General features: G+C 67.3%; 14 protein-coding genes. 7 read left to right on the top strand and 7 right to left on the bottom strand.

Translation table 11 applies throughout. The annotated features are described in order from the left end of the window. Positions 1 to 164 precede the first annotated feature (164 nt). Positions 165 to 1,481: a glycosyltransferase gene (locus tag PSRA_RS08050; protein WP_245834955.1), complete on the bottom strand. Its 1,317-nt coding sequence runs from the start codon at positions 1,479 to 1,481 to the stop codon at positions 165 to 167. Positions 1,482 to 1,572: 91 nt separating this feature from the next. Between PSRA_RS08050 and purT the strand changes: the two genes are divergently transcribed. The 3 genes from purT to PSRA_RS08035 all read left to right on the top strand — a co-directional run bounded on the left by purT (position 1,573) and on the right by PSRA_RS08035 (position 7,759). Continuing rightward, complete coding sequence (gene purT / locus PSRA_RS08045; RefSeq protein ID WP_094661383.1) at positions 1,573 to 2,901, top strand: formate-dependent phosphoribosylglycinamide formyltransferase; 1,329 nt, start codon at positions 1,573 to 1,575, stop codon at positions 2,899 to 2,901. A 217-nt stretch (positions 2,902 to 3,118) separates the two neighbouring features. Further along, positions 3,119 to 3,859: a phosphoribosylaminoimidazolesuccinocarboxamide synthase gene (gene purC / locus PSRA_RS08040; RefSeq protein WP_094661402.1), complete on the top strand. Its 741-nt coding sequence runs from the start codon at positions 3,119 to 3,121 to the stop codon at positions 3,857 to 3,859. A 165-nt stretch (positions 3,860 to 4,024) separates the two neighbouring features. Beyond that, positions 4,025 to 7,759 (top strand): phosphoribosylformylglycinamidine synthase, encoded by a 3,735-nt coding sequence (locus tag PSRA_RS08035; protein ID WP_094661382.1) that lies wholly within the window; start codon positions 4,025 to 4,027, stop codon positions 7,757 to 7,759. A gap of 126 nt (positions 7,760 to 7,885) precedes the next feature. On the opposite strand, the gene PSRA_RS08030 is transcribed toward PSRA_RS08035, so the two are convergent. The 5 genes from PSRA_RS08030 to PSRA_RS08010 form a co-directional block, all read right to left on the bottom strand. After that, a complete protein-coding gene (locus PSRA_RS08030) occupies positions 7,886 to 9,019 on the bottom strand; it encodes a DUF6591 domain-containing protein (RefSeq protein WP_094661381.1) in 1,134 nt (377 codons plus the stop codon). A 176-nt stretch (positions 9,020 to 9,195) separates the two neighbouring features. Continuing rightward, entirely contained in the window at positions 9,196 to 10,788 is a 1,593-nt protein-coding gene (locus tag PSRA_RS08025) for a hypothetical protein (protein WP_094661380.1), read from the bottom strand. A 118-nt stretch (positions 10,789 to 10,906) separates the two neighbouring features. Beyond that, positions 10,907 to 14,629, bottom strand: a complete 3,723-nt coding sequence (locus tag PSRA_RS08020) for a hypothetical protein (protein WP_143516427.1) — start codon at positions 14,627 to 14,629, stop codon at positions 10,907 to 10,909. A gap of 43 nt (positions 14,630 to 14,672) precedes the next feature. Further along, the gene (locus PSRA_RS08015) at positions 14,673 to 15,227 is read right to left on the bottom strand and encodes a hypothetical protein (protein WP_094661378.1); all 555 of its coding nucleotides are present in this window, start codon (positions 15,225 to 15,227) and stop codon (positions 14,673 to 14,675) included. Continuing rightward, positions 15,224 to 17,143 (bottom strand): serine/threonine-protein kinase, encoded by a 1,920-nt coding sequence (locus PSRA_RS08010; protein ID WP_158216372.1) that lies wholly within the window; start codon positions 17,141 to 17,143, stop codon positions 15,224 to 15,226. The genes PSRA_RS08015 and PSRA_RS08010 overlap by 4 nt, the downstream gene beginning before the upstream one ends. Before the next feature lie 493 nt (positions 17,144 to 17,636). On the opposite strand from PSRA_RS08010, the gene purF reads away from it, so the two are divergent. The 4 genes from purF (at position 17,637) to PSRA_RS07990 (ending at position 22,997) form a co-directional block, all read left to right on the top strand. Further along, positions 17,637 to 19,211: an amidophosphoribosyltransferase gene (gene purF, locus PSRA_RS08005; RefSeq protein ID WP_094661376.1), complete on the top strand. Its 1,575-nt coding sequence runs from the start codon at positions 17,637 to 17,639 to the stop codon at positions 19,209 to 19,211. Between the two features lie 134 nt (positions 19,212 to 19,345). Beyond that, positions 19,346 to 20,389 carry a phosphoribosylformylglycinamidine cyclo-ligase gene (gene purM / locus PSRA_RS08000; protein ID WP_094661375.1) on the top strand — a complete coding sequence of 348 codons (1,044 nt, stop codon included), beginning with the start codon at positions 19,346 to 19,348 and terminating at the stop codon, positions 20,387 to 20,389. Positions 20,390 to 20,486: 97 nt separating this feature from the next. After that, on the top strand, positions 20,487 to 21,809 hold the full coding sequence (gene purD / locus PSRA_RS07995; RefSeq protein WP_094661374.1) for a phosphoribosylamine--glycine ligase: 1,323 nt from the start codon (positions 20,487 to 20,489) through the stop codon (positions 21,807 to 21,809). A gap of 234 nt (positions 21,810 to 22,043) precedes the next feature. Next, positions 22,044 to 22,997, top strand: a complete 954-nt coding sequence (locus PSRA_RS07990) for a metal ABC transporter solute-binding protein, Zn/Mn family (protein ID WP_094661373.1) — start codon at positions 22,044 to 22,046, stop codon at positions 22,995 to 22,997. A 140-nt stretch (positions 22,998 to 23,137) separates the two neighbouring features. Here PSRA_RS07990 and PSRA_RS07985 read toward each other — a convergent pair whose 3' ends face one another. After that, on the bottom strand, positions 23,138 to 23,620 hold the full coding sequence (locus tag PSRA_RS07985; protein ID WP_094661372.1) for a Fur family transcriptional regulator: 483 nt from the start codon (positions 23,618 to 23,620) through the stop codon (positions 23,138 to 23,140). Between the last annotated feature and the right edge of the window lie 39 nt (positions 23,621 to 23,659).

Genomic DNA, 23,659 nt, shown 5'->3' with positions numbered 1-23,659 from the left:
CATCCGACAGCTTGTAACAGCGGCCTGATGCTGGCATCCATCGCGCTGTGACTGTGAAGGTCAATCGCGCAACAGAGGAAACTATACACGATTTTCCGCTTCCGTGTTCCGCGTGTCGCGAATTCGCCAGGATTGCCCGGCGCACACCCAAAACACCCCGACCATCACCGCGAAATCCCCGGAACCGCAGGCTTCCCGGTCCCCGGACCGACGATCTCGAGGCGCGCGGGACGCGGGTGCCCCGCGTACCAGGCGCGGTCATCGGCGATCGCCTCGCGCTCCATGTCCACGAACGCCGCCACCGACGAACGCAGCGAATGCGTGCGCGCCACATATCGCGCGTACTCACCGCCCATGCGGGAACGCTCCTGCGGATGGTCGATCCACCAGTCGATGCGGTCCGCGAGCGCCCGCTCGTCGCCGACGGGGAACAGCGAGCGGCCGTCGAGCGCGAAATCCTTGGCGGCGGACAGCGGCGAGTCGGCGATAACGGGCACAAGCCCGCAGGCAAGCGCCTCGAGCACGCTGACACCTTCGAGGTCGGCGATGGACGGATGCACGAGCAGGTCGGCGGAGCGCAGCAGCCCGGGCATGTCTTCATGCCGGTGGAACCCGATGTCGGCGGGTCGGGCGAGGCAGCGCGCGGCCTCGCGGCGCAGGCTGCGATCAAGCGGCCCGGTGCCGGCGATGACGAGCTCGACGTCGGCGCGGTGGCGGCACAGGCCGAGCGCACGGATCAGCGTGGCATGGTCCTTCTCGCTGGCGAGGCGCCCCGAGGCCAGGACGCGGAACGGCCGCCCCTCCCCCGGCTGCCACGGCCGGGCGCTCGCCTCACCGAGACGCGGCGCGAACGCGGGATCATATCCGTTGGAGATCACATGAAGGTCGTTGCGGTACCCGTGCGCGCGCAGCAGGTCAGCGGTCATGCGCGTGGGCACGTGCACATGCCGCACGTCGCGGTACATCCAGCGGCGGAACAGCCGGTACAGCAGCGCGTCGGCGCCGGGCACGTACCGCAGCGGACCCGCCGAGTACAGCACGTTCTCGGGCTGCAGGTGGAAGGCGCAGCTGACGGGGATGCGCATGCGCCGCGCCACGCGCAGGGCGGCGCGTTCGAAGGGGAACGGAAGATACAGATGCACGATGTCCGCGCCGCGGAAGGCGCTGGCGAACAGCGCGTCGTCGGGCACGCCGAAGCTCATCTGCTGGCGCGCGGCGATAGGCGTGACGATGGGTATGGAGGCGGCGCGGGCCGGCCATTCGCCGCCGACGCCCACGATGCGCGCGACGTGGCCCAGGGCGCGCAGCTCGCGTGCGAACTGCAGGGCGGAGTTGGAGGTGCCATTGCCTTCGTTGCCTGCGGAATCCACGACGAGCACGACGGTAAGCGGCTCCCCGCCGCCTGTGGCCGGCCGGACGAATCGTGGATTCCCGCCGTCGGACGGGGCGCCTGGTGTCTGGGATGTCTTCATGGAGGTCATCACGGCGCCATTGTAGGCAGACGATGGCGCCGCCCGCGGGAGGACGGCGACACGGCCCGGGCGCGTCGGCCGCCGATGACACAATGAGGGCATGCCTATTGAATCAGGGAATCGTCCATCCGCCGCGTCCGACAGCACGGCGACCGCCTCCGCCGCGCGTCCGGCGGACTTCACCCTCGGCACCCCGCTGGGAGCGCACCCCACGCGCGTACTGCTGCTGGGGTCCGGCGAACTCGGCAAGGAAATCGCGATCGAGCTCATGCGCCTCGGCGCCTACGTGTGCGCCGCGGATTCGTATCCGGGCGCACCGGCCATGCAGGTGGCGCACGACTGCCGCGTCTTCGACATGACCGACCCGGCGAGCCTCGACGCGACCATCGCCGAGATTCGCCCCGACATCATCGTGCCCGAGGTGGAGGCCATCGCCACCCAGGAGCTGGAGAAAGCCGTCGACGCCGGCATCGACGTGGTGCCCAGCTGCCAGATCGCCGCCATCTGCATGAACCGCGAGAGCCTGCGCGTGCTCGCCCACGAGACGCTCGGCCTGCCCACCACGCCGTACCGTTTCGCCGATTCCCTCGACGAACTCAAGGCCGGCGCCGAGGCCCTGGGATACCCGTGCGTCGTCAAGCCCATCATGAGCTCCTCCGGCCACGGCCAGTCCGTGGTGCGCGACCCCGCCGCCATCGAGGCCGCGTGGCATGAGGCGCAGGTCGGCCGTCGCGCCGCCGCCGGCCACGAGGACCAGGTGTCGCGCGTCATCGTCGAGGCCCTCGCACCGCTCGACTACGAGCTGACCGTGCTCACCGTGAGCTCCAGCGCCGGAATCGTGACCTGCCGCCCGATCGGCCACGTGCAGGTGGACGGCGATTACCGCGAGTCCTGGCAGCCGGCGCGCGTCCCCGACGACATCCTCGCCCAGGCGCAGAACATCGCCCGCCGCATCGTCGGCGGCCTGACCGACATCGCCCACGACCACGGCGAACGAGGCTGGGGCGTGTTCGGCGTCGAGATCTTCGTGCTGACCGACGGCCGCGTGTTGTTCAATGAGGTCTCCCCCCGCCCGCATGACACAGGCATGGTCACGATGGCCTCGCAGTATCTCAGTGAATTCGCGCTTCACGCACGCGCGGTGCTGGGCATCCCGGTCACCGACGGCAGCGTGGCGCTCTCGCACGACGGCGTGTGCGCCAGCCGCGCCATCGTGGTGTCCGGAACGGGCCAGGTGGAGTTCAGCCACCTTCCGGCCGCCCTCGCCCAGCCCGGCACCGACCTGCGCCTGTTCGGCAAGCCCGGCGTCACGGGCGGCCACCGCCGCATGGGCGTGGTGCTCGCGACCGGCTCGGATGTGGACGATGCTCGCACCCGCACCCGGGCCACGCTCGACACGCTGGGCGTCACGGTGACCGACGCGGACTGACGGCACCGGGACTGACGGCACCGGGAGGGAACATTCCCGGGCGCCGCATCCGACGTTCCGGCACCCCGCATTCCCGCGCCCGCCCCGGCCTTCGCACGGGCCCCGGCGGGCGCGCGGACACGCGGCCCGTTGTAGCCGCGTCTTGGTATATTGTGAACCGTTCGAGGAACTCCTGCTCCTTTGCATTCACAACTTTCATCCCCTACGAAAGGCAATGATGGAGAAACTGGGCAAGCTCTACGAGGGCAAGGCTAAGAAGCTGTACGCAACGAACGACCCCGACGTGCTGTGGGTCGAATACATGAACCAGGCCACGGCCGGAAACGGCGCGAAGAAGGCGCAGATCCAGGGCAAGGGCGAGCTCAACAACCGCATCACCACCCTGATCTTCAAGCTCCTCGACAAGCGCGGCATCCCCAGCCACTTCATCAAGCAGATCTCCGACAACGAGCAGCTCGTGCGCAAGATGACGATGTTCCCCCTCGAGATCATCATGCGCAACGTGGCCGCCGGCTCCTTCTCCAAGCGCTACGGCGTGGCGGAGGGTTCCGAGCTCAAGCAGCCGATCCTCGAGTTCTGCTACAAGAGCGACGAGCTGGGCGACCCCTTCGTGAACGATGACGACATCCTGGCCCTGGGCCTCGCCACGCGCGAGCAGCTCGAGCTCATCTCCGCCAAGACGCGCGAGATCAACCTCGCCCTCATCGACATCTTCAAGGCCATCGGCGTGCACCTCATCGACTTCAAGATCGAGATGGGCACCACGAGCGACGGCACGATTCTGCTGGCCGACGAGATCACGCCCGACACCTGCCGCCTGTGGAACGCCAATGCCGACGGCAGCATCGAGCACCTCGACAAGGACCTCTTCCGCCGCGACCTGGGCAACATCATCCCGGCCTACGAGGATATCTGCGGCCGCCTCGAGGACCTCGCCAAGTCCAAGGGCATCGACTGACCGATGGGCATCCCGGCGCAATGGTACGGCTCGCACGCACCATTGCGCCGCTTTCATTTTCGCCGCCCGCTGTGCCGGCGCGGCGTGAGCGCAATCCGGCAATCGTTTCCCGCCACCCAACACCACCCCACCATTTGAGAACCCCATATGTGAGAAAGGAATCCCGTGGTTTTTCGCGTCTATGTGGAAAAGAAGCACGGCTTCGACGTCCAGGCGCAGCAGCTCGCCACCGAGCTGCGCACGATCCTCGGCATCGACGGCCTGACCGACCTGAGGCTTATCAATCGCTATGACGTCGAGGGCATCTCCGAGGAGCTGTTCCGCTCCTGCGTGCCCACCGTCTTCAGCGAGCCGCAGACCGATATCGCGACCGACGACATGCCTGCCGTCGCCGACGGCGCCACCGTGTTCGCCACCGAGTACCTGCCCGGCCAGTTCGACCAGCGCGCCGACTCCGCGAGCGAATGCATCCAGCTCATCAGCCAGGGCGAGCGCCCGGCCGTGCGCTCCGCCATCGTCTACGTACTCGAGGGCACGCTGTCCGACGCCGACATCCAGGCTATCAAATCGTATGTCATCAACCCCGTCGAGGCGCGCGAGGCGAGCCTCGAACCGCGCACGACGCTGCGCCAGAACGTGCCGCAGCCGGGCAAGGTCGAGACGATCGACGGCTTCCGCGACTACACCGACGAGCAGCTCCAGGAGTTCATCGACGACCGCGGCCTGGCCATGGACCTCGCGGACGCGCAGTTCTGCCGCGCGTATTTCCGCGACGAGGAGCACCGCGACCCCACCATCACCGAGATCAAGGTGATCGACACCTATTGGTCCGACCACTGCCGCCACACCACCTTCGGCACGCGCCTCGACAGCGTCGACATCGACGACGCCGTGGTGAAGGCCGCGTTCGACAAATACCTCGAGATCCGCCACGAGCTGGGCCGCGATGCCAAGCCCGTGTGCCTCATGGACATGGGCACCATCGGCGCGAAGTACCTCAAGGCCAAGGGCATCCTGAAGAACCTCGACGAATCCGAGGAGATCAACGCCTGCACCGTCAAGGTCACGGTGGATGTGGACGGCGAGGACCAGGACTGGCTGTTCCTGTTCAAGAACGAGACGCATAACCACCCCACCGAGATCGAGCCCTTCGGCGGCGCCGCCACCTGCATCGGCGGCTGCATCCGCGACCCGCTGTCGGGCCGCAGCTACGTGTACCAGGCCATGCGCGTGACCGGCGCGGCCGACCCGCGCACGCCGATCTCGCAGACGCTCGAGGGCAAGCTGCCCCAGCGCCGCATCGTGACGAAGGCCGCCGCGGGCTACAGCTCCTACGGCAACCAGATCGGCCTGGCAACCGGCCAGGTCAACGAGATCTACCATCCGGGCTACGTGGCCAAGCGCATGGAGGTGGGCGCCGTGGTGGGCGCCACGCCGGCGGACCACGTGCGCCGCGAGGAGCCGCAGCCGGGCGACGTCATCATCCTGCTGGGCGGCCGCACGGGCCGTGACGGCATCGGCGGCGCGACCGGCGCCTCGAAGTCGCATAACGTCGAGTCCCTCGAACAGGACGGCGCCGAGGTGCAGAAGGGCAACGCGCCCGTCGAACGCAAGCTGCAGCGTCTGTTCCGCCGCGGCGACGCGACGCGCCTGATCAAGCGCTGCAACGATTTCGGCGCCGGCGGCGTGTCCGTGGCCGTGGGCGAGCTGGCCGACGGCCTGTTCGTGGACCTCAACAAGGTTCCCAAGAAGTACGAGGGCCTCGACGGCACCGAGCTGGCGATCTCCGAATCGCAGGAGCGCATGGCCGTGGCCGTGGCCGCCGACGACGTGGACGAGTTCCTCGGCTACGCGCACGAGGAGAACCTCGAGGCCACGCCGATCGCGACGGTGACCGAGGAGAAACGCGTGCGCATGGTGTGGGACGGCGACGACATCGTGGATCTTTCCCGCGCCTTCCTCGCCTCCAACGGCGCGCCGAAGCACCAGAGCGTGCACGTCGAGGCCGCGCAGGCCTACGCCACGCCGTGGACCTCCGGCACACTCGCCGAGCGCATGCACAGCCTTGTCACCGACCTCAATGTGTGCTCGAACAAGGGCCTGTCGGAGCGCTTCGACTCCACCATCGGCGCCGCCACGGTGCTTATGCCCTTCGGCGGCAGGCGCCAGCTGACGCCGTCCATGGCCATGGTCGCGAAGTTCCCCGTCGACGGCGAGACGACCACCGCCTCCGCCATGGCGTGGGGCTTCAACCCGTACATCATGGAGAAGAACCAGTTCACGGGCGCCTACCTGTCGATCGTCGAGGCCGTCAGCAAGCTCGTCGCCGCCGGTTTCCGCCGCGAGGACGCCTATCTGTCGCTCCAGGAGTACTTCGAGAAGCTGCGCGACGTGCCGGAGCGCTGGGGCAAGCCCACCGCGGCCGTGCTCGGCGCCCTCATGGCGCAGATCGACCTGGGCGTCGGTGCGATCGGCGGCAAGGACTCCATGTCGGGCTCCTTCGAGAACCTCGACGTGCCGCCGTCCCTCATCGCCTTCGCCGTGGCCGTGGGCCCCGCCTCGCGCGCCGTCTCGCCCGAGTTCAAGGGCGCCGGCCATCGCATCGCCTGCATCACGCCGATGTACAAGGACGACAAGCTCACGCCGACCGCCGACGGCCTCAAGCAGGCCATGGCCGCGGTCGAGAAGCTCGTGGCCGACGGCTCCGCGCTCGCCATCTCCACGCCGGGCTACGGCTGCGCGGCCGAGGCGCTGTTCAAGATGACGCTCGGCAACGCCATTGGCCTGAAGCTGCAGCCCGAGGTGAGCGTCGACGCCCTGTTCGCGCCGCTGTACGGCACCTTCTTCGTGGAGCTGGCGGATGATGCCGAGCTGCCGAAGCCGACGATGGACATGTTCTGCTCCGTGATCGGCGAGACCACCGAGGCCTATGAGTTCCAGGCCGCCGGCGAGACGCTCGACCTGGCCGACGTGCAGGAGGCCTGGGAAGGCGGCATCGAGTCCGTGTTCCCGTACCGTGCCAAGGGCGAGGCCGTGGAGACCGTCTCCTCCGACGCCCCCACCACCCGCCGCACGGCCCCGGCCCTCGCGCAGGGCGCCAAGCCGCATGTGGTGATCCCCGTGTTCCCGGGCAACAACTGCGAATACGATTCCGCGCGCGCCTTCCGCCGCGCCGGCGCCGACGTGACGACGCTTATCGTCAACAACCTCACGCCGCAGGCCGTCGCCGAATCCACGCAGCAGCTCGTCGACGAGATCCGCCGCAGCCAGATCGTCATGATCCCCGGCGGCTTCTCCGGCGGCGACGAGCCGGACGGCTCCGCGAAGTTCATCACGGCCTTCTTCCGTTCCCCCGCCGTCACCGACGCGGTGCGCGACCTGCTGAAGAACCGCGACGGCCTCATGCTGGGCATCTGCAACGGCTTCCAGGCGCTGATCAAGCTCGGCCTCGTGCCGTTCGGCGACATCGTGCCGATGACCGACGCCTGCCCGACGCTGACCTTCAACACCATCGGCCGCCACCAGAGCCGCCTCGTGCGTACGCGCGTGAGCTCGGTGAAGTCGCCGTGGCTGGCGAAGACCTCCGTGGGCGACGTGCATACGATCGCCATCTCGCACGGCGAGGGCCGCTTCGTGGCCTCCGACGACGTGCTCGCCTCGCTCAAGGCGAACGGGCAGATCGCCACGCAGTACGTGGGCGAGGACGGCGTGCCGAGCATGGACCTCGACGTGAACCCGAACGGCTCGCTGCTCTCCATCGAGGGCATCACGAGCCCCGACGGCCGCGTGCTGGGCAAGATGGGTCACTCCGAGCGCATCGGCCGCGACGTGTACGCGAACGTGCCGGGCAATAAGTTCCAGCCGCTGTTCGAAGGCGGCGTGGAGTACTTCACCGCGTAAGCGCGTCAGGCGCGTCAGGGCATGAAACAAGGGGCGGGCGCCGCGTGGCGTCCGCCCCTTCGTTATTCGGGATTGGTGGTGGGGGTTGTTGGCGGGGTTGCCCGCAGCGCTCCCGGGACAGGTCTATTAGTTCGTGGCGCTTGCGGAGTCGGTGGCGCTTGCGGAGTCCGCGGAGATAACGCCGAGGGAGACGAGAACGGCGTTGGAGCTCTCCACGTATTCGACGGTCAGCGTGTATCCGTTGCGGTCGGCGAAGGACGTCGCCGCGTCCAGGGTCGCCTGCGCCGTCCACCCGGCGTCCGTGCATTGCGCGATGTAGGAATCGTAGGTGGCGCGCGACGGTGCCATGATCGTGAACTGCAGCGAATTCGCCGTCTCCGTCAGACCGTAGTAGCGCATGCCGTCCCCGGGCTCGGGAATCTGCGCCGACAGGTCGTCGTCCGGCCAACCGCCCATCGTGTACTGGTCGATCTGCTGCGCCGAGTCGCTGACGAAATCGTAGACGAAGCGGTCGATGCGCTGCACGCCGTCGTCGACGACGAAGGCCGTGATCTGCGCGGGTTCGTACAGCTGCATGTCGGCGGTGGACGTCAGCGTATGCCCGCCGAGCGAGCAGACGCCGGTCGCGAGGGACGCGCCGTCGTCGGCGTCATGGCTGGTGGAGCATTCGACGGTCCACCCCGTCAATTCGTCGTCGGCGATGCTGGCGGTGAAACCTCCGGGCAGTGAGGACAGGATCGCGCGCACGTCATCGGCAGTGGCCGTGCTTTTCAGCGAGTACGACGCGTCGAAGCCGATGACGGTGCCGCCCATCGCATTCGTGTATTGCACGTCGGGGCCTGCGTCGGAATCGGACAGAGTCCATGTGATGCTCTGGCCCGAGCCGAAGTCGGCGGTGCCGCCCATGCCGCTGGCGTCGAGGGTATGCGTCGCCTCCACGCGCGTGCGGGCGGCGTCGGTGGCGGAGGAGGCTGCGTCGCTCGGCGTCACCCAGCCGGTGGAGGTCATCGGCGTCGACGTCGGTTTGCGTCCGACGATGACGATGGCGGCGATGATGGCGGCGACGATCAGCAGGGCGATGGCGACGCCCGCGGCTTCGGCAAGCACGATGCGACGCGGCGTCCGCTCCTTCGCGCCGTTGGCCCCGGAGCCTTTTCCGGAGCCTTTTCCGGAGTCCTTGGATGCCACGGATTTCCCGGATTCCTTGGTTGCACGGGCCTGCTGTGCGTCGCCACGGTTCTTGTCGGAGCGAACGGCCATGTTCTGTCCTTTCTTCACTTTGCCGGCGCCTGCGGTTTCGGCGCATGCGATGCGTCGCGGCTCTCTCCCGAATGCCGCGCCCTCCGGCGCCGCCGGCGCCATCGTGTCCCAGTCTACCGTCGGGTGCCGCGCCCTCCGACGCTTCCACACCTCCCGGCGCCGCGCCTCCTTGCTTCCTACAAGGCGAGGAACACGATGGCGACGATCAGCGCCACCGTCAGCACGATGCCCGTGATGAGCTCGGGGCGTGATTCCTCGCGATGCAGGTCGTGGATGGCGAGGGCGCCGGCGAGCGCCGTGCCCGCAACGGGAGGAAGGCTGAGCAGGACGGCGACGACGCCAGGCATCGAATGGGTGGCGATGGCGATAACAAGGTAGACGAGCAGCACGATGGCGCCGCATGCAAAGGCCAGGGCGCCGCGCGGCGTGGCGCCCAGCGCGATGCCGAGCGAATCCATCCAGCGGTTCACGGTGCGGGCCGCGCCGTTGCGCTCGGGCAGCGGCGAATCCATGGCATCGAAATACCCGGTCAGGCGCGTCCACGGCGAGCGGGATGAGGTATCCGCCTCGGTGCCGGCCCCGGTATCCGCAGCCGAGTCCATGCCGGCATCCGACCCGATGCCATCATCCGGTTCGGAACCGGAGACATCCCGTGATGCCGGTGCCGGGCCTCCGCCAGGACCGATGACATCGGACCAGGCTGGCACGGCACCCGATCCGGCGGAACGGGGCTCCGGTACCTGTGTGGCGGGACGGGGCTCCGCCATCCGCGCCTCGGCCAGTGTCTCGGTCTGTGCCCCATCCGACGAAGGCGACAGCGAGGACGAAGGCACGGGCGGAGGCACGGTGGGACCGGCCGAGGATGCGCCATCCGTCGGCTCATCCACCGGTTGGCCCATCGGCTCATCCGTCGGCAGCGGAGTCGTCCGCACAACCGGTCGGGCGGCGCCGCTCCCATGCGGAAGAACCGATGTAGAGCCGACCACGGCGCCTTCCTCGGCGGATGCGCCGGAGACAAGGGGCTCGGTGGGTATATGGTCGGCTTTCTCATCGGCACCCGACACAATGCGACGTCCGCGAGCATGGTCGGCGTCCTTCGATGCCGACCGCCGGTTCGCAAAACGGCGTTTCAACAGTCCCAGGGTGCGTGGCCCCACGCCACCCGATGCGCGTCCGGACGATTCGCGGTCGTTCCGATCAGCGCCCGCCGGCTCCCCATAGCCTTCTTCGCGCACGGACGTTCCATCCGGCCGCTCTCCCCGGCCGGTGCCGGCAGCACCGACCGGAACCGGGCGAATATGCTTCTTGCGCGGTTCCAGGGACGGCGGCAGGTCCACCGTGGCCTGGGACGCGGCGGCGGAACGCACGGCAGCCGCGGATTCCAACGCATCCGATGCCAGCCCGTCGACGATGGCGGCGTGGGACGGCCGGGCCGATTCGATCACATGGGCCTCGCGCAGAACCGCAAGCAGCCCTGCGAACAGCGCTTCTATGTCGCGCGTCCCGTCGTCAGGCGCACCAGATCCCGTTCCCGGCACCGGCGTGATATGCACCGACGTCCCGCGCACCCCTCGGTCGGAGACGGCGGCGTCGAATTCCGCGCCGCCGTTATTCGCGCGGCATCGCACGGTCATCGTCGTGTCATCGGTGGCCAGGAGACGGAAGTATCCGTTATTGCGCAGCATTGCGACGAGCGTGGCGTACACGGCCGCGGCCCGCGCCCGGTAGACACGCGTTGTCTCGAACTCATCGTCATTCTCAGTCGGCATGGTTCCTCCTGCGTTACAGCGTATAGCATGCAGTCTGGAAACAACCGGAATGCCACGATTTTTCACCCAACGCTATCGCTCGCACATCCCACCGCCATCCGCATGGCATAGTCTTCATCTACCGGTCATCGTCATCCTCCTCGTCTTCCCGGTGTTTTCGTGAGGTGATGACGGCGACCACAGCGCAGGCGATGACGCTCGCGGCGGCAAAGCTCCACGGCACAAGCCATCGCAAGGATCCGCTCGTCGCGCCACCGACCGCGGGCCCCGGCGCGGGGCGTGACAGACGCGCGCCGGGGATGACGATACGCGTCATATTCCCCGCCCTGTCCCGTGATTCGACGATCACATCGTGCCCGGCGCCATCATCGGGCACTTCGATGGCCTGTCCGTCAGCGGACGCGCCGTTCCACTGGCCGGCCGCCACTCCATCGATGGTGAGACTTGTAGAGTCGAGCTCCATATTGTCCCTTACATGGATGATGCCGTGCTCCGGTCCGTCACCGGCCACGCCGGCGAGGGAATCGTATCCCGCACCGCCAAGACCCGTGAGGCGAAGGCGCGGAGCCGTGGAGTCGATGGCGAACTGGAGATCCGCGCCACCGTTGCGGTCGACGGAGGATCCGTCCATGAGATTCGTGGAATGGTTCCCGGCCGCGTCGATGGATGACACCATGACGCGGTAGTACCCGTCCGCGGCGAAGACCTCTCGCGGAATCGTGTATGTGGTGCGACTCCATCCCCGCTCCTGTTGTGTCTGCGTCTCGTAGTCGCCGCCGCCCAGGGTACGCACCGCGGTGTCATGGGCCACGGCGACGGACGATGCGCCCACAAGTCCCGAGACATTGATCTCATGCACCGTCACGGGCCCTGCCTCGCGCAGGTACCCGCCGCGCATGTCGCGCGTCCCGTCGTCGAAGGCGTAGGTGGATCCGAAGCGGTTGACGGAGAATGTCACGCGCCGGGTGGCGACGTGTCCCGCCATGTCACGCGCCGTGACATCGAGGTCATAGACATCGTCGCTCGCCGGAATATGCGCGAACCCGTCCATGCGCACGCTTGCGCCGTCCGAGGGGCGCGAAGCCACCAGGCCGCACCGTGTGCCCGTGAGCGTCCACTCGATGCCGCCATCGGGATTCGCATCATGCATATCGATGCCGGGCGCCACATCGCCGGCGTAGGCATGGCCGTCGTCCACGCCGGTCACGCTCACATCCGGCGGCGTGGTATCGATGACGAATTCACCAAGGTCCAGGCTGTCAGCGGCGTGGCCCGCTGCATCCGTACCATCCACACGCACCGTATAGGTGCCGTCCTGATCCAACCGGACGAGGGCATCCCATGCGTCGGGCCGGGATCCGTCGGCGCACCACAGACTCGCCTGCTCGACCGGCTTTCCGTCCCGGGTAATGGTGATGCGTCCCACCCCCGGCGTGGTGTTGCGCTCCACGCAGCGGATGGCGAGGGTACGTGCGGAGGCATAGTACCGTCCGTTCACCGCGGGCACGTCCCCGGCATCCACGGTGAACACGGGCGCCGTGGTATCCACAATGAAGCGGTCGGCGGCCGTGACCTCGCCATGGAACGGGTCTCCCATCCGTGCCGAAACGCTCCATTCGCCATCCTCCCGTGCCGTCGCCGACACGATATTCTCGCCCGGTGCGCAGGATACGGACGGGGAACCGCCAGAATCCGTCGGCGCCCGACCGATATCGGGGCCGCCGGCAGGGCGATCCGTTCCCGTCAGGTTCCCCTCTGCCGAGCACGGTCTGGCATCGGATGCGGCGAGGGAGATCCTTTCCCGCCCGGTCGCCCCAATCGCATCGATGTCGACGATGACCCGCCCCGGATCTTGGCTGCGGATGACATCGAGGAAAGGGTCGGAGACAATCACGCGGATCTCACGGGACGATGCGCAGTAGAGTCCGTCCACAAGTTCACATCCCGCGTTTTCGAAGCGGACCGATGGCTTCCCCTCGTCGACGGCGAGGCCCTCGACGCGTTCCAAGGCCCCGTTGGCGTCGCCGAGGGACGGAATCACGGCCGCGTTCCCAGCCCGGTCGCGTACGGTGAGTGAGAATTCGGCGGGATCGTACCGCGCGGAGGATGCCGTGACCGTGGCAAGGAGGCACTCACCTGCCGCGTGTCCACACGCATGGCCATCGCGCAGACCCACGTCAAGCCCTTCGGACGATGCGGCCGCGGTGTCAAGCACGGCCGCGGAAGGATCGATGCCGCTTCCCGAGTCCGTGATGCCGCTCACGCCGATGCCCACGCCGGGGCGGGCCACAAGCCATGCGCCGAGCGGTCTCGCGTCACCGATGACGACGACCTCGCCGACGGCCGGCGCCGTCCAATCCGCCAGGAACTCGCACGGGGCATGCCCCGGCGACGCCGCATGGCATGCGTGCACGGCCTGTTCCGGCTCGGCCAGACCGGAGTATGACGCGTCATACCGGTAGACGCCTTCCACCGCGCGCAATCCGGGAACCGCGAGCGCCGAGGTCAGCGGATCGGAGGCGTGCGGTCCGAGAGGGGCTCGGGGCAGGATGCGCCATGCGGCGCTCCATGAATCGCCGCGGCGCGTCCAATCCAGCGGTGCCTGTGCTTCCGGTGCCTGTGCTCCGGCGCCGGACTCCCCTGCCCCCGGCAAGCCGAAGTCCAAGGCGTCCGACTCCGAAACCGACGTAATGCTCCCGCCGCCGATGACGACGGATTCGCCGGCGATATGCCGAGCGAGCGGAAACCACCGGTCGGTGACGGTCAGCATCAGACAGGGAGCGCCCGGAATGTAATACGCCGGATCCGACGACGCGCCCATGCCGCCGCCCGCGTCCTCCGTTCCCAGTCCGACGCTCAGTCCACGCCCTGGTGTGGTGTGGTTATCCACCACAACGGCGTCGTAGTCCGCGGTGTCGTATTCCACGGTGTTGTTCTGACCAAGTATGTCGTTCTGGTCCGGTGCGGCGTCTCCGCCCGATTCGATTCCCGGCGTGCGCGGCGCCGTCGCCAGAGCCTCGGGCAGCGTTATGGAGTGCGCTGCGACATCATCCGCTCCCGCCTGCATGCGGATGCGGATATCGGCGAATGTGTACAGGCCTTCCCCATCGATGACGAACCGGACGGCGCCCGACACGTCGGGGGTCGCCCGCAGCGTCTGTGCTTCGCCGAGAACGGCACCGTCGAGATCCACCGGTGCGGGAACCATCAGCTCGACTTCGGTCTGTGGCGCGCCGCTCTCCGCCACGTCACTCTCCGCGGTGTCGTCATCGTCTTCTCCCGTAGTCTCATCTTTTTCTGTGACGCAGGAAGCCGACGCGCCGGCATCAAGCGGCGCGACTCCCAGAGAGATGGCAAAATACGCCTTGGCATCCGCCATACTCCACATCGCCAGACGACGACCGCCGTATTCCGTCACTCCCCGTGACGCTCCCCCGCCGTCGATTCGGGCATACGTCAGCATCGGATGGGGCGCAGCACCGCACGCCATCCCTTTCGAGGCGTCGGCCGGACCGTTCGCCAAGCCGTCAGTATCCGACGGTGTTCCGGATGGCGCCGGAGCCATCTCGGTCGGCGTGGCATGGGAAGATGCCTCGCCATCATCCGCATGCGAACCGGGCAGGAACAGCCCGGTGAGCAGTAGGCAGGCACCCGCTGCGACGAGAGCGAGCGCCGCCGCGAGCAGTCTGCGGTGCGCTGCCGCAGCATCGGCCGAAGCATGGCGTGGCCGTCGGATCCGCGCGACGATGCGGCCGCCTGGATCCGTCCGCCGCGGCGGCGGGGTGTCGCCGCCCGAAGGGCGCCGTGCGCTTCGACGACTCGTGTGTCTCAGGTACTTCATGGTCTTTCTCCTTTGCGTGAGATGCGGTTATGAGCGAATGTGGTTATGCATGTCTTGTGGCTGTCAGCGAATGTGGCTGCGCAGATGCCTGATTCGAGGCAGGAACCGCGAACGATATGCCGGGCGGATCCCGGGCAGGCGACATCAGCGTTCCATCTGAGATCAGCGTCCTGTCCGAAATCAGCGTCTGATCAGACACCAGCGTCCGGTCAGACACAACCGCGTTATCCGGTGCAACGATGCGATCCGCTATGACAGTGCTATCCGACAAGACGGTGGGGTCCGGCTCCGCAGTGCAAGCCAGCTCCGCAGTGCAATCCGGCTCCGCAATGGCAGGGGCATCCCTCGCGACATCGACGGCGTCGCCCCGCATTCGCCCGACAAGGTTCTCCCCATAGGCCAGGTTCTCCCGATGGGCAGCGTTCTCCCTATGGGCCAGACGGAAGCCCTCCATTTCGCGACGGGCGGCGCGCCCGGACAGAATCGCACCGACGCGGGGCATATCCCATCGCACGAAAATCACAGCCGCGCCAATCGCCGCGCAGACCCCGAGTCCGGCCGCCACCCAGGCGGCGATATCCCATTGCATGGCGTTCATGACGCACCTCCGCGTGCGTTCCCAGCACCTGCATTCCCTGCGACTTGGTCTGCGGCCACGCCATATCCCGCAGGATCGTCAAAGGCCTCCTGTGCGGCGGCGAGCGCCTCGTCGCCACGATCGAGAATCGTCTGCCGCCGCGCCCCGCGCTCCGTGGTGATGGGTTCCACGCGGCGCGCCACATCTTCGGCACGCCGCGCCAGGGACTCCATGCGTTCGAAGCCGATGCCGTCACGCCGGAAATGCCTCGGATAGATGCACAGCGAGGACAGGGCGAGGTCGGATGCCTCGAGCGCGATGACGTCATTGCCCGCCTCGCCGCCCGCGATATCGACAAGCTCCTCGAGGTCGGCGAAGAACTCGCCGTAGAGCCCGCCGTCTGTTCCCTCGTTGATGCGCGGGACGATGGTGGTGACGAAATCGGCGATATCCGCATAGACACGGGCGCAGGGCGCATCCGGGAAGGACGCGTAGCCCGCGGCCTCGCGCATCCACGGCGCGGCTGCGGCGATCGCATCGTGGCGTATGCCGCCTGCGGCGGAACCCGCCGAGCCGTCCCACGCGCCTCCCGCACCATCTTCGGCAGCGGAATCACCGGCAACGGAATCGTAGTAATGCCAGTACAGGATGCCGATGTCATAGCACAGGCGTGGCCAGGACTCATTCGAGCGCAGCGCCTCGCCGTTCTCGATCACATACAGCGCGAGCATGGCTTCCTCGACCGAGTCGAGCACGCCGTCCGTTTTCGCCAGACGGATCAGACCCTCGTAGGGTTCGACCCTGTCCGGGCGCAGGGCGATGGCACGCAGATAGCAGTTCTGCGCCTCCGCGATGTCGGTGCTGCGTTCCGCGCTGGCCATCCACCGGCCCCAGTCTCGCTCGCGGGTACGGTCCGCCATCGCCGCGCAGCACGGCGACGCCCCGAGCGACAGCGCCGAGAAAGCCGCCACCGACCGGAACAACCGGCGCCGACGCACCAAAACCCTGCGCCGCCCGTCATCGTCACCGACGTGATCGAGCGCATACGCGAGGTCGGCGCATGAGGCGTAGCGATGCGACGGATCCCTGCTCATGCAGCGGCGGATCGTCTCCCGCAGACGCGGCGGGCATGACCAGGGGAACGCCTGCCGGCCGCGCCCGGGATGCCGTCCGCTGAGCAGCGCGTACATCGTCGCGCCGATTCCGTAGATATCAGCCCGCTCATCCACATCGGCGGGCGCATCGAACTGCTCGGGCGCGCTGAACCCCGGCGTTCCCACGCCGCGAGCGCCACCCGCGCCATCGCCCGCACCGCCGTCACCGCCGCCTTCGCCACCCGAGCCGCCCGTCACCATGGCAATGCCGAAATCGACGAGACGGATCCTCCCTTCGGGTGTGAGCATGATATTGCCCGGCTTGACGTCGCGGTACACCACGGCCGGCGCGCGCCCGTGCAGATACCCGATGACGTCGCACAGCTGCAGGCCCCAGTCCACCACCCGCTCGGGCGGCCGCGGCCCCTCGTCCCGCAGGATGTCGCGCAGCGTGCGCCCCTCCACGTAGTCCATAACCACATAGAGACGCGATTCCTCGTGAACAAGGTCCACGATGCGCGGAATGCCCGGGTGGTCGAAGCGTTTCATGAGCTCCGCCTCGGTGAGGAAGCTCTCGCGGATCCGCGCGTCGTAGACGGCCTCCGCACGGATCTGTTTGACCGCCCACAGTTTGTTCAGCGTCAGGTCGGCGGCCACCCAGACAAGCGACATGCCACCACGCCCCACGACGTCAAGCAGCCGGTAGCGCCCGGCGACCGCGGACGCGAACGGGTTATGCGGCGGCGCGCCCGGCACTGTTGCGCCCGGCACGATGGACGGACGCTGCGTCGGACATGATGCGATGGCGGGATGCGACGCGACCCCGCGGAATGACCCGGCCATGCCAGGCTCCTTCCGTGCGTGCCTGCCTACCGCGTCATTCCGTGGAGTCCCACGTCGCTTGTACACCCTTCCCGTCGGCATCGCGCCCTCGCGCGCCGGGTCCGGCAATCCCCTCCGCGCCCATGCGGCGCGGCCTTCGAATGCCACCAGTCTATCGGAAGCGCGCGGGATCTCCTATGCCCGGAGCGAACATCGTGCGACGATTCCCCGCCCTCCGCATGCTTTCCGGCGTGCCGCGGCGTGTCCCGCGCCGCCGCGTCCCGCCCGAGCAGCGCCGCCGACCTCCCCACACGCCCCGCCCTCGATGTATCCGGCGATTGCTAAGGTATCTAGGTGACCGGTCACCGAGCCCGCCCGCACGGAACCGCCCAGCACGGCGCTCCGCCCGACGCGGCGAGGCGATGACGAACCACGTCACGCATCAACAGCGATTGACAAGCGATGGACAAGCGATACCAATTGGACGACACCAACAACGTGAAGGAGTGCGTGGATGTCTGCTGAGCTCGAGGGTCTGCATGAGGAATGTGGCGTTTTCGGCGTATGGGGGCATCCCGACGCCGCGCGCCTGACGTATTTCGGCCTGCATGCGCTTCAGCACCGTGGCCAGGAGGGCGCCGGCATCGTGTCGAGCGGCGACCACCACCTGACCGGATACCGTGGCCTGGGCCTGCTCAGCCAGGTCTTCGAGGACGAGCGCCAGCTCGAGCGCCTGACCGGAGACAAGGCCATCGGCCATGTGCGCTACGCTACAAGCGGCTCCGGCTCCCTGAGCAACATCCAGCCCTTCATCTTCCGCTTCCATGACGGCGACGTGGCCCTGTGCCACAACGGCAACCTCACGAACTGCCCCAGCCTGCGCCGCAAGCTCGAGGACGACGGCGCGATCTTCCACTCCAACTCCGACACCGAGGTGCTTATGCACCTCATCCGCCGCTCCAAGAAGCCCACCTTCATCGAGAAGCTCAAGGAATCCCTCAACATCGTGCATGGCGGCTTCGCCTACCTCCTGCTCACCGACGACGCGATGATCGGCGCGCTCGACCCCAACGGCTTCCGCCCGCTGTCCATCGGCCGCATGAAGAACGGCGCCTACGTCCTCGCTTCCGAGACCTGCGCGCTCGACACGGTCGGCGCCGAGTTCATCCGCGACGTCGAGCCCGGCGAGATCGTCATCGTCGACGATTCGGGCTACCGCATCGAGAAATACACCGAGCACACGCAGAAGGCCGTCTGCTCGATGGAGTTCATCTACTTCGCCCGCCCCGATTCCAACATCGACGGCATCAACGTGCATTCCACCCGCAAGCGCGCCGGCGCCCGCCTCGCCCAGGAGGCGCCTGTCGACGCCGACATGGTGGTGGCCGTGCCGAACTCCTCGCTCTCGGCCGCCTCCGGCTACTCCGAGGCCAGCGGCATTCCCAACGAGATGGGCCTGGTCAAGAACCAGTACGTGGCCCGCACGTTCATCCAGCCCACGCAGGAGCTGCGCGAGCAGGGCGTGCGCATGAAGCTGTCGGCCGTGCGCGGCGTCGTCAAGGGCAAGCGCGTCATCGTGATCGACGATTCCATCGTGCGCGGCACCACGTCGCGCCGCATCGTGCAGCTTCTGCGCGAGGCCGGCGCCTCCGAGGTGCATATGCGCATCGCCTCCCCGCCGCTGCGCTACCCGTGCTACTACGGCATCGACATCTCGCGCACCTCCGAGCTCATCGCCGCGCATAAGTCGGTCGAGGAGATCCGCGAGTACATCGGCGCCGATTCGCTGGCGTTCCTCTCACTCGAAGGCCTGGTGGAAACGATCGGCATGAAGGCCGACGCGCCCTACGGCGGCCTGTGCGTCGCGTATTTCAACGGCGACTACCCCACGAGCCTCGACGATTACGAGCAGGAATTCCTCGCCTCGATCTCCGCCGAAGACCGCGCCCGCCTGACGCGCTTCGCCCGCGAAGACAGCCACTACGTCGGCAACGAGTACAGCACCACCGCGTTCACCACCGCGCAGCACGCGCTGCAGGACGCTGAGGAGGGCACCCACACCGACTCGAGGATCTCGGTCGCCGAGTAGGCGCTGGTAGGCGCGGCGAGGGGCCGCCCGTAAACACGGCCCCCACAGCACAGCCCCATAGACAAGTAGACTAGGGAAACGCAAGGTTTCCGTTACAGCCGCGCACAGCCGCGGAAGGAACAACAGGAGAAGCAATGCCCACAGCATATGAGAACGCCGGCGTGAGCGTCGAGGCCGGATACGAGGTCGTCAAGCGCATCAAGTCCCATGTCGCCCGCACGAACCGTCCGGGCGTCATGGGAGGAATCGGCGGCTTCGGCGGCCTTTTCGACCTCGCCTCGCTCGGCTACAAGGAGCCGGTGCTGATTTCCGGCACGGACGGCGTGGGCACCAAGCTCATGGTCGCGAAGATGGTCGGCAAGCATGACACGATCGGCATCGACTGCGTGGCCATGTGCGTCAACGACATCGCCGCGTGCGGCGCCGAGCCCCTGTTCTTCCTCGACTACATCGCCTGCGGCAAGAACGACCCGGCCCTGCTCGAGCAGGTCGTCTCCGGCGTGGCCGACGGCTGCGTGCAGTCCGACGCCGCGCTCGTGGGCGGCGAGACGGCCGAGATGCCGGGCATGTACGATCCCGACGAATACGACCTCGCCGGCTTCACGGTGGGCGTCGTGGAGAAAGGCAAGATCGTGGACGGCTCGGGCATCAAGGAAGGCGACGTGCTCGTCGGCCTGCCGTCGACCGGCGTCCACTCCAACGGCTTCTCCCTCGTGCGCAAGGCCCTGTTCGAGCAGGCCGGCTATGCGATCAACGCCAAACTCCCCGAGCTGGGCGACAAGACGCTCGGCGAGACGCTTCTGGAGCCTACGAAGATCTACGTCAAGACCCTGAAGCCTCTGTTCAAGGCGGGCGTTGTCAAGGGCGTGGCGCATATCACGGGCGGCGGCTTCATCGAGAACATCCCTCGCATGATTCCCGAGGGCCTGGCCGCGTCCATCACACTGGGCGCGTGGCCCGTCCTGCCGATCTTCGACGTCATCGAGAAGGCCGGCTCCGTCGACCACATGGAGATGTACAACATCTTCAACATGGGCATCGGCATGGTTCTCGCCATCGACCCCGCCCGTCTCGACGAAACGATGTCCCTGCTCTCCGAGCACGACGAGAAGGCCTACGTCATCGGCTCGATCGTCAAGCAGGCAGGCGACGACAGGGTCGTCTTCACCACCAAGTAAACCGTCACAGCACATGCCGCGGCGGCCATGACACCGACCGGCGGCATACGGATGTCGGGGTCGGCCGAACCGTTCGGGGCCCCGGGAAAGGCACAAAATGGGTCTCAAGGTTCTGGTCATCGGTTCCGGTGCGCGCGAGCACGTCATCGCCCACACGTTCCTCAAGGGCGCGAGCGTCGACGAGGTGTTCGTCGCGCCGGGCAACCCCGGCATGGCCGCGGACGGCATCACCACGGTCCGTCTGTCGCAGCAGAATCAGGCCGCTCTTATCGATTTCGCGAAGCAGAACGGCGTCGACTTTGTCTTCGTCGGCCCCGAGGCCCCGCTGATCGACGGAATCGTGGATGCCTTCGAGGCTGCGGGCATCAAGGCCTTCGGCCCGTCCAAGGCCGCCGCCCAGATCGAGGGTTCCAAGACCTTCGCGAAGGAGCTCATGGCGCGCCACAACGTGCCGACCGCCACCTACCGCTCCTTCTCCTCGCTCGAGGAAGCCAAAGCCTATGTGGCCGAGCAGGGTGCGCCGATCGTAGTCAAGGCCGACGGCCTGGCCGCCGGCAAGGGCGTGACCGTCGCGATGGACCTCGACACCGCCTACCAGGCCCTCGACGATATCTTCGTCGGCCACCGCTTCGGCGCCGCCGGCTCCTCCGTCGTCATCGAGCAGTTCCTGGAGGGCCAGGAGTTCTCGCTGATGAGCTTCGTGCGCGGCAACGAGTTCTGGGCCATGCCGATCTCGCAGGACCACAAGCGCGCCTACGACGGCGACAAGGGCCCGAACACGGGCGGCATGGGCGCCTACTCCCCCGTCCCGCAGATTCCGCAGTCCGTGGTGGACGAGGCCATCGAGACCATCGTGCGCCCCGTCACCCAGGCCATGGTGGATGAGGGCTATCCGTTCACGGGCATCCTGTACGCGGGCCTCATCGCCACGGCCGACGGCCCGAAGGTGATCGAGTTCAACGCACGATTCGGCGACCCCGAGACCGAGGTCGTGCTCCCCAAGCTCACGAGCGACCTGGGCGAGGCCATCAAGGTGATTCTCGACGGCGGCACGCCGACCTTCACGTGGGACGAGCACCGCACCACGCTCGGCGTCGTGCTTGCGTCGAACGGCTACCCCGTCAAGCCGCAGACCGGCTTCGCGGTGCCGAGGTTCGACCTGTCGGGCGACCCGGACGCGCATGTGTATTACGCGGGCGTCGCGAGCACCGAGGACGGTCTGGTGTCCGACGGCGGCCGCGTGCTGCTTGTCGAGACCGTGGGCGATTCCATCGCGGATGCGCAGAAGAAGGTCTACAAGATCATGGACGCCGCGCAGACCACCGGCTACTTCTACCGCCACGATATCGGCGCCAAGGGCCTTCCTGCCGAGCGCGCCGCGGCGGAGGCGGCTGCACAGACGGCCCGGACCACCGCCTGACGGCAACCGAACGCCATCCCGCAGCATGGGGCGGCGGCACCACGATGGGGCCGCCGCCCTTTGTCATTCCGGGGTGCGCGTTCCGGGGTGCCTGTCCCTCTGCGAACTTCCGCCACGCTTGCGCTGTTCGCCCCATCGTGTACACTAACCATTATTGAGAACGTTTCTCACTTTACGTTTCGGATTCGCAGGAATTTTCAGCGCGGGCCACAGGCCGCGCAGACAAGGAGACCTATGCTTCGTCGTCACAGGATCATCGCGGCCCTCACGGCCGGTGCGGTCATCGCCGTCCCCCTCGCCGGATGCGGCTCGTCGTCATCGTCGTCCGGCGACGCTTCGTCATCCGATGGCTCCAAGGTCAGCGTCGTCGCCAGCATCTCGCAGTGGGGCTCCGTGGCCGCCAAGATCGGCGGGGACGATGTGTCCGTCACATCCGTCGTGACCAGTTCCAGCGGCACCACCTCGCACGAATACGAGCCCACCACCCAGGACGTGGCGAACCTGACGGGCGCCGACATCGCCATCGTGAACGGCGCCGGCTACGATTCGTGGGCCGTCAACGCCCTGGCCGACGACACCGACACCACGGTGATCAACGTGGCCGACCTCATGAACGTGCAGGAGGGAGCGAACCCGCATCTGTGGTTCTCCGTCGACGCCATCGACAAAACCGCCTCCGCCGTGCTCGACGCGCTGAAGGCCAGCGATTCCGCGCATTCCTCCGACTATGACACGAACTACGCCGCATGGACGAAGGCCTACGATTCGCTCAAGCAATCCCTCGACATCGTCAAGCAGGAGACGAACGGCCGCACCTACGTCGCCACCGAAAGCGTGGCGCAGTATCTGCTCGACGACCTCGGCATGATCGACAAGACGCCCGAGGGCTTCAAGAACGCCACGGCCAATGAAAGCGAGCCCTCCGCGCAGGACATCGACGAGATGACGCAGATCGTGCAGAACAAGCAGGTGGACGTGCTGGTGGTCAACGATTCCGAGACAAGCGACATCGCGACGAATCTCGATTCCGCGGGCCAGAATTCGAAGATCAGCATCTTCCACGTGACCGAATCGATGCCCTCCGAGGTGTCGAATGTGCTCGACTGGATCAATATGCTCGCCGCGTCGCTGATGATGACGATTCCGTCGAGCTCCAGCGCGAGCGCCTCTGCAAGCGCGAGCGAGTAACGGCCGCCTGCCGCGCCAAGCGCTCTGCGCCGCGCGGCATGGCAACACGATGGCGCCGCCGCGCCACGGCATATGCGCATACGATGGCGCCGGCTTCCCCGTTCGGGAGGGCCGGCGCCATCGTTGTTTTTGCAATCGTTTTACTCGCCGCGGTCCTTTGTCTCCGCTTTCCTCTGCGGCCTCGCCTTCTCCTTGGCCTCGGCGAGCGCCTCGCGGCGCAGATCCCCGCGCCGCGCCTGGCAGTCGGAGCACAGGCCGAAGACCTCGAGCACATGGCGGGAGATCGTGAAGCCGTTCTCCTTGGCAATCGAACGCATCCACTCGCCGTCGGGCGGCTCTATCTCCACCGTTTTCCCGCAGCCTTCGCACACGAGGTGATGGTGGTGCTTCGGCGTTTCGTCGCACAGGCGGTACATCTGGCGCCCGCCCATGGAGATGGTGTCGGCGGAGCCGGACTGCGCCAGGGAGTTGAGCTGGCGGTAGACCGTGGCCAGGCCAATCGGCCGGCCCTTCTCGCGCAGCAGCGCATACAGGTCGGAGGCCGAGACGAAATCGTTCGCCTCGCGCATCGCCTGGATGATGGCGTCCTTCTGCTCGGTGTGGCGGCTTTTCCCCGCAGCCATATCCTCCCTCGCTTTCTCGTCGGTGGCGTGTCTGCGCTC

This window comes from Pseudoscardovia radai, from assembly GCF_002259605.1.
GTDB lineage: Bacteria > Actinomycetota > Actinomycetes > Actinomycetales > Bifidobacteriaceae > Pseudoscardovia > Pseudoscardovia radai.
The sequence above is the reverse complement of the archived record's forward strand: the minus strand, read 5'-3'. Positions and strand labels throughout refer to the sequence as shown.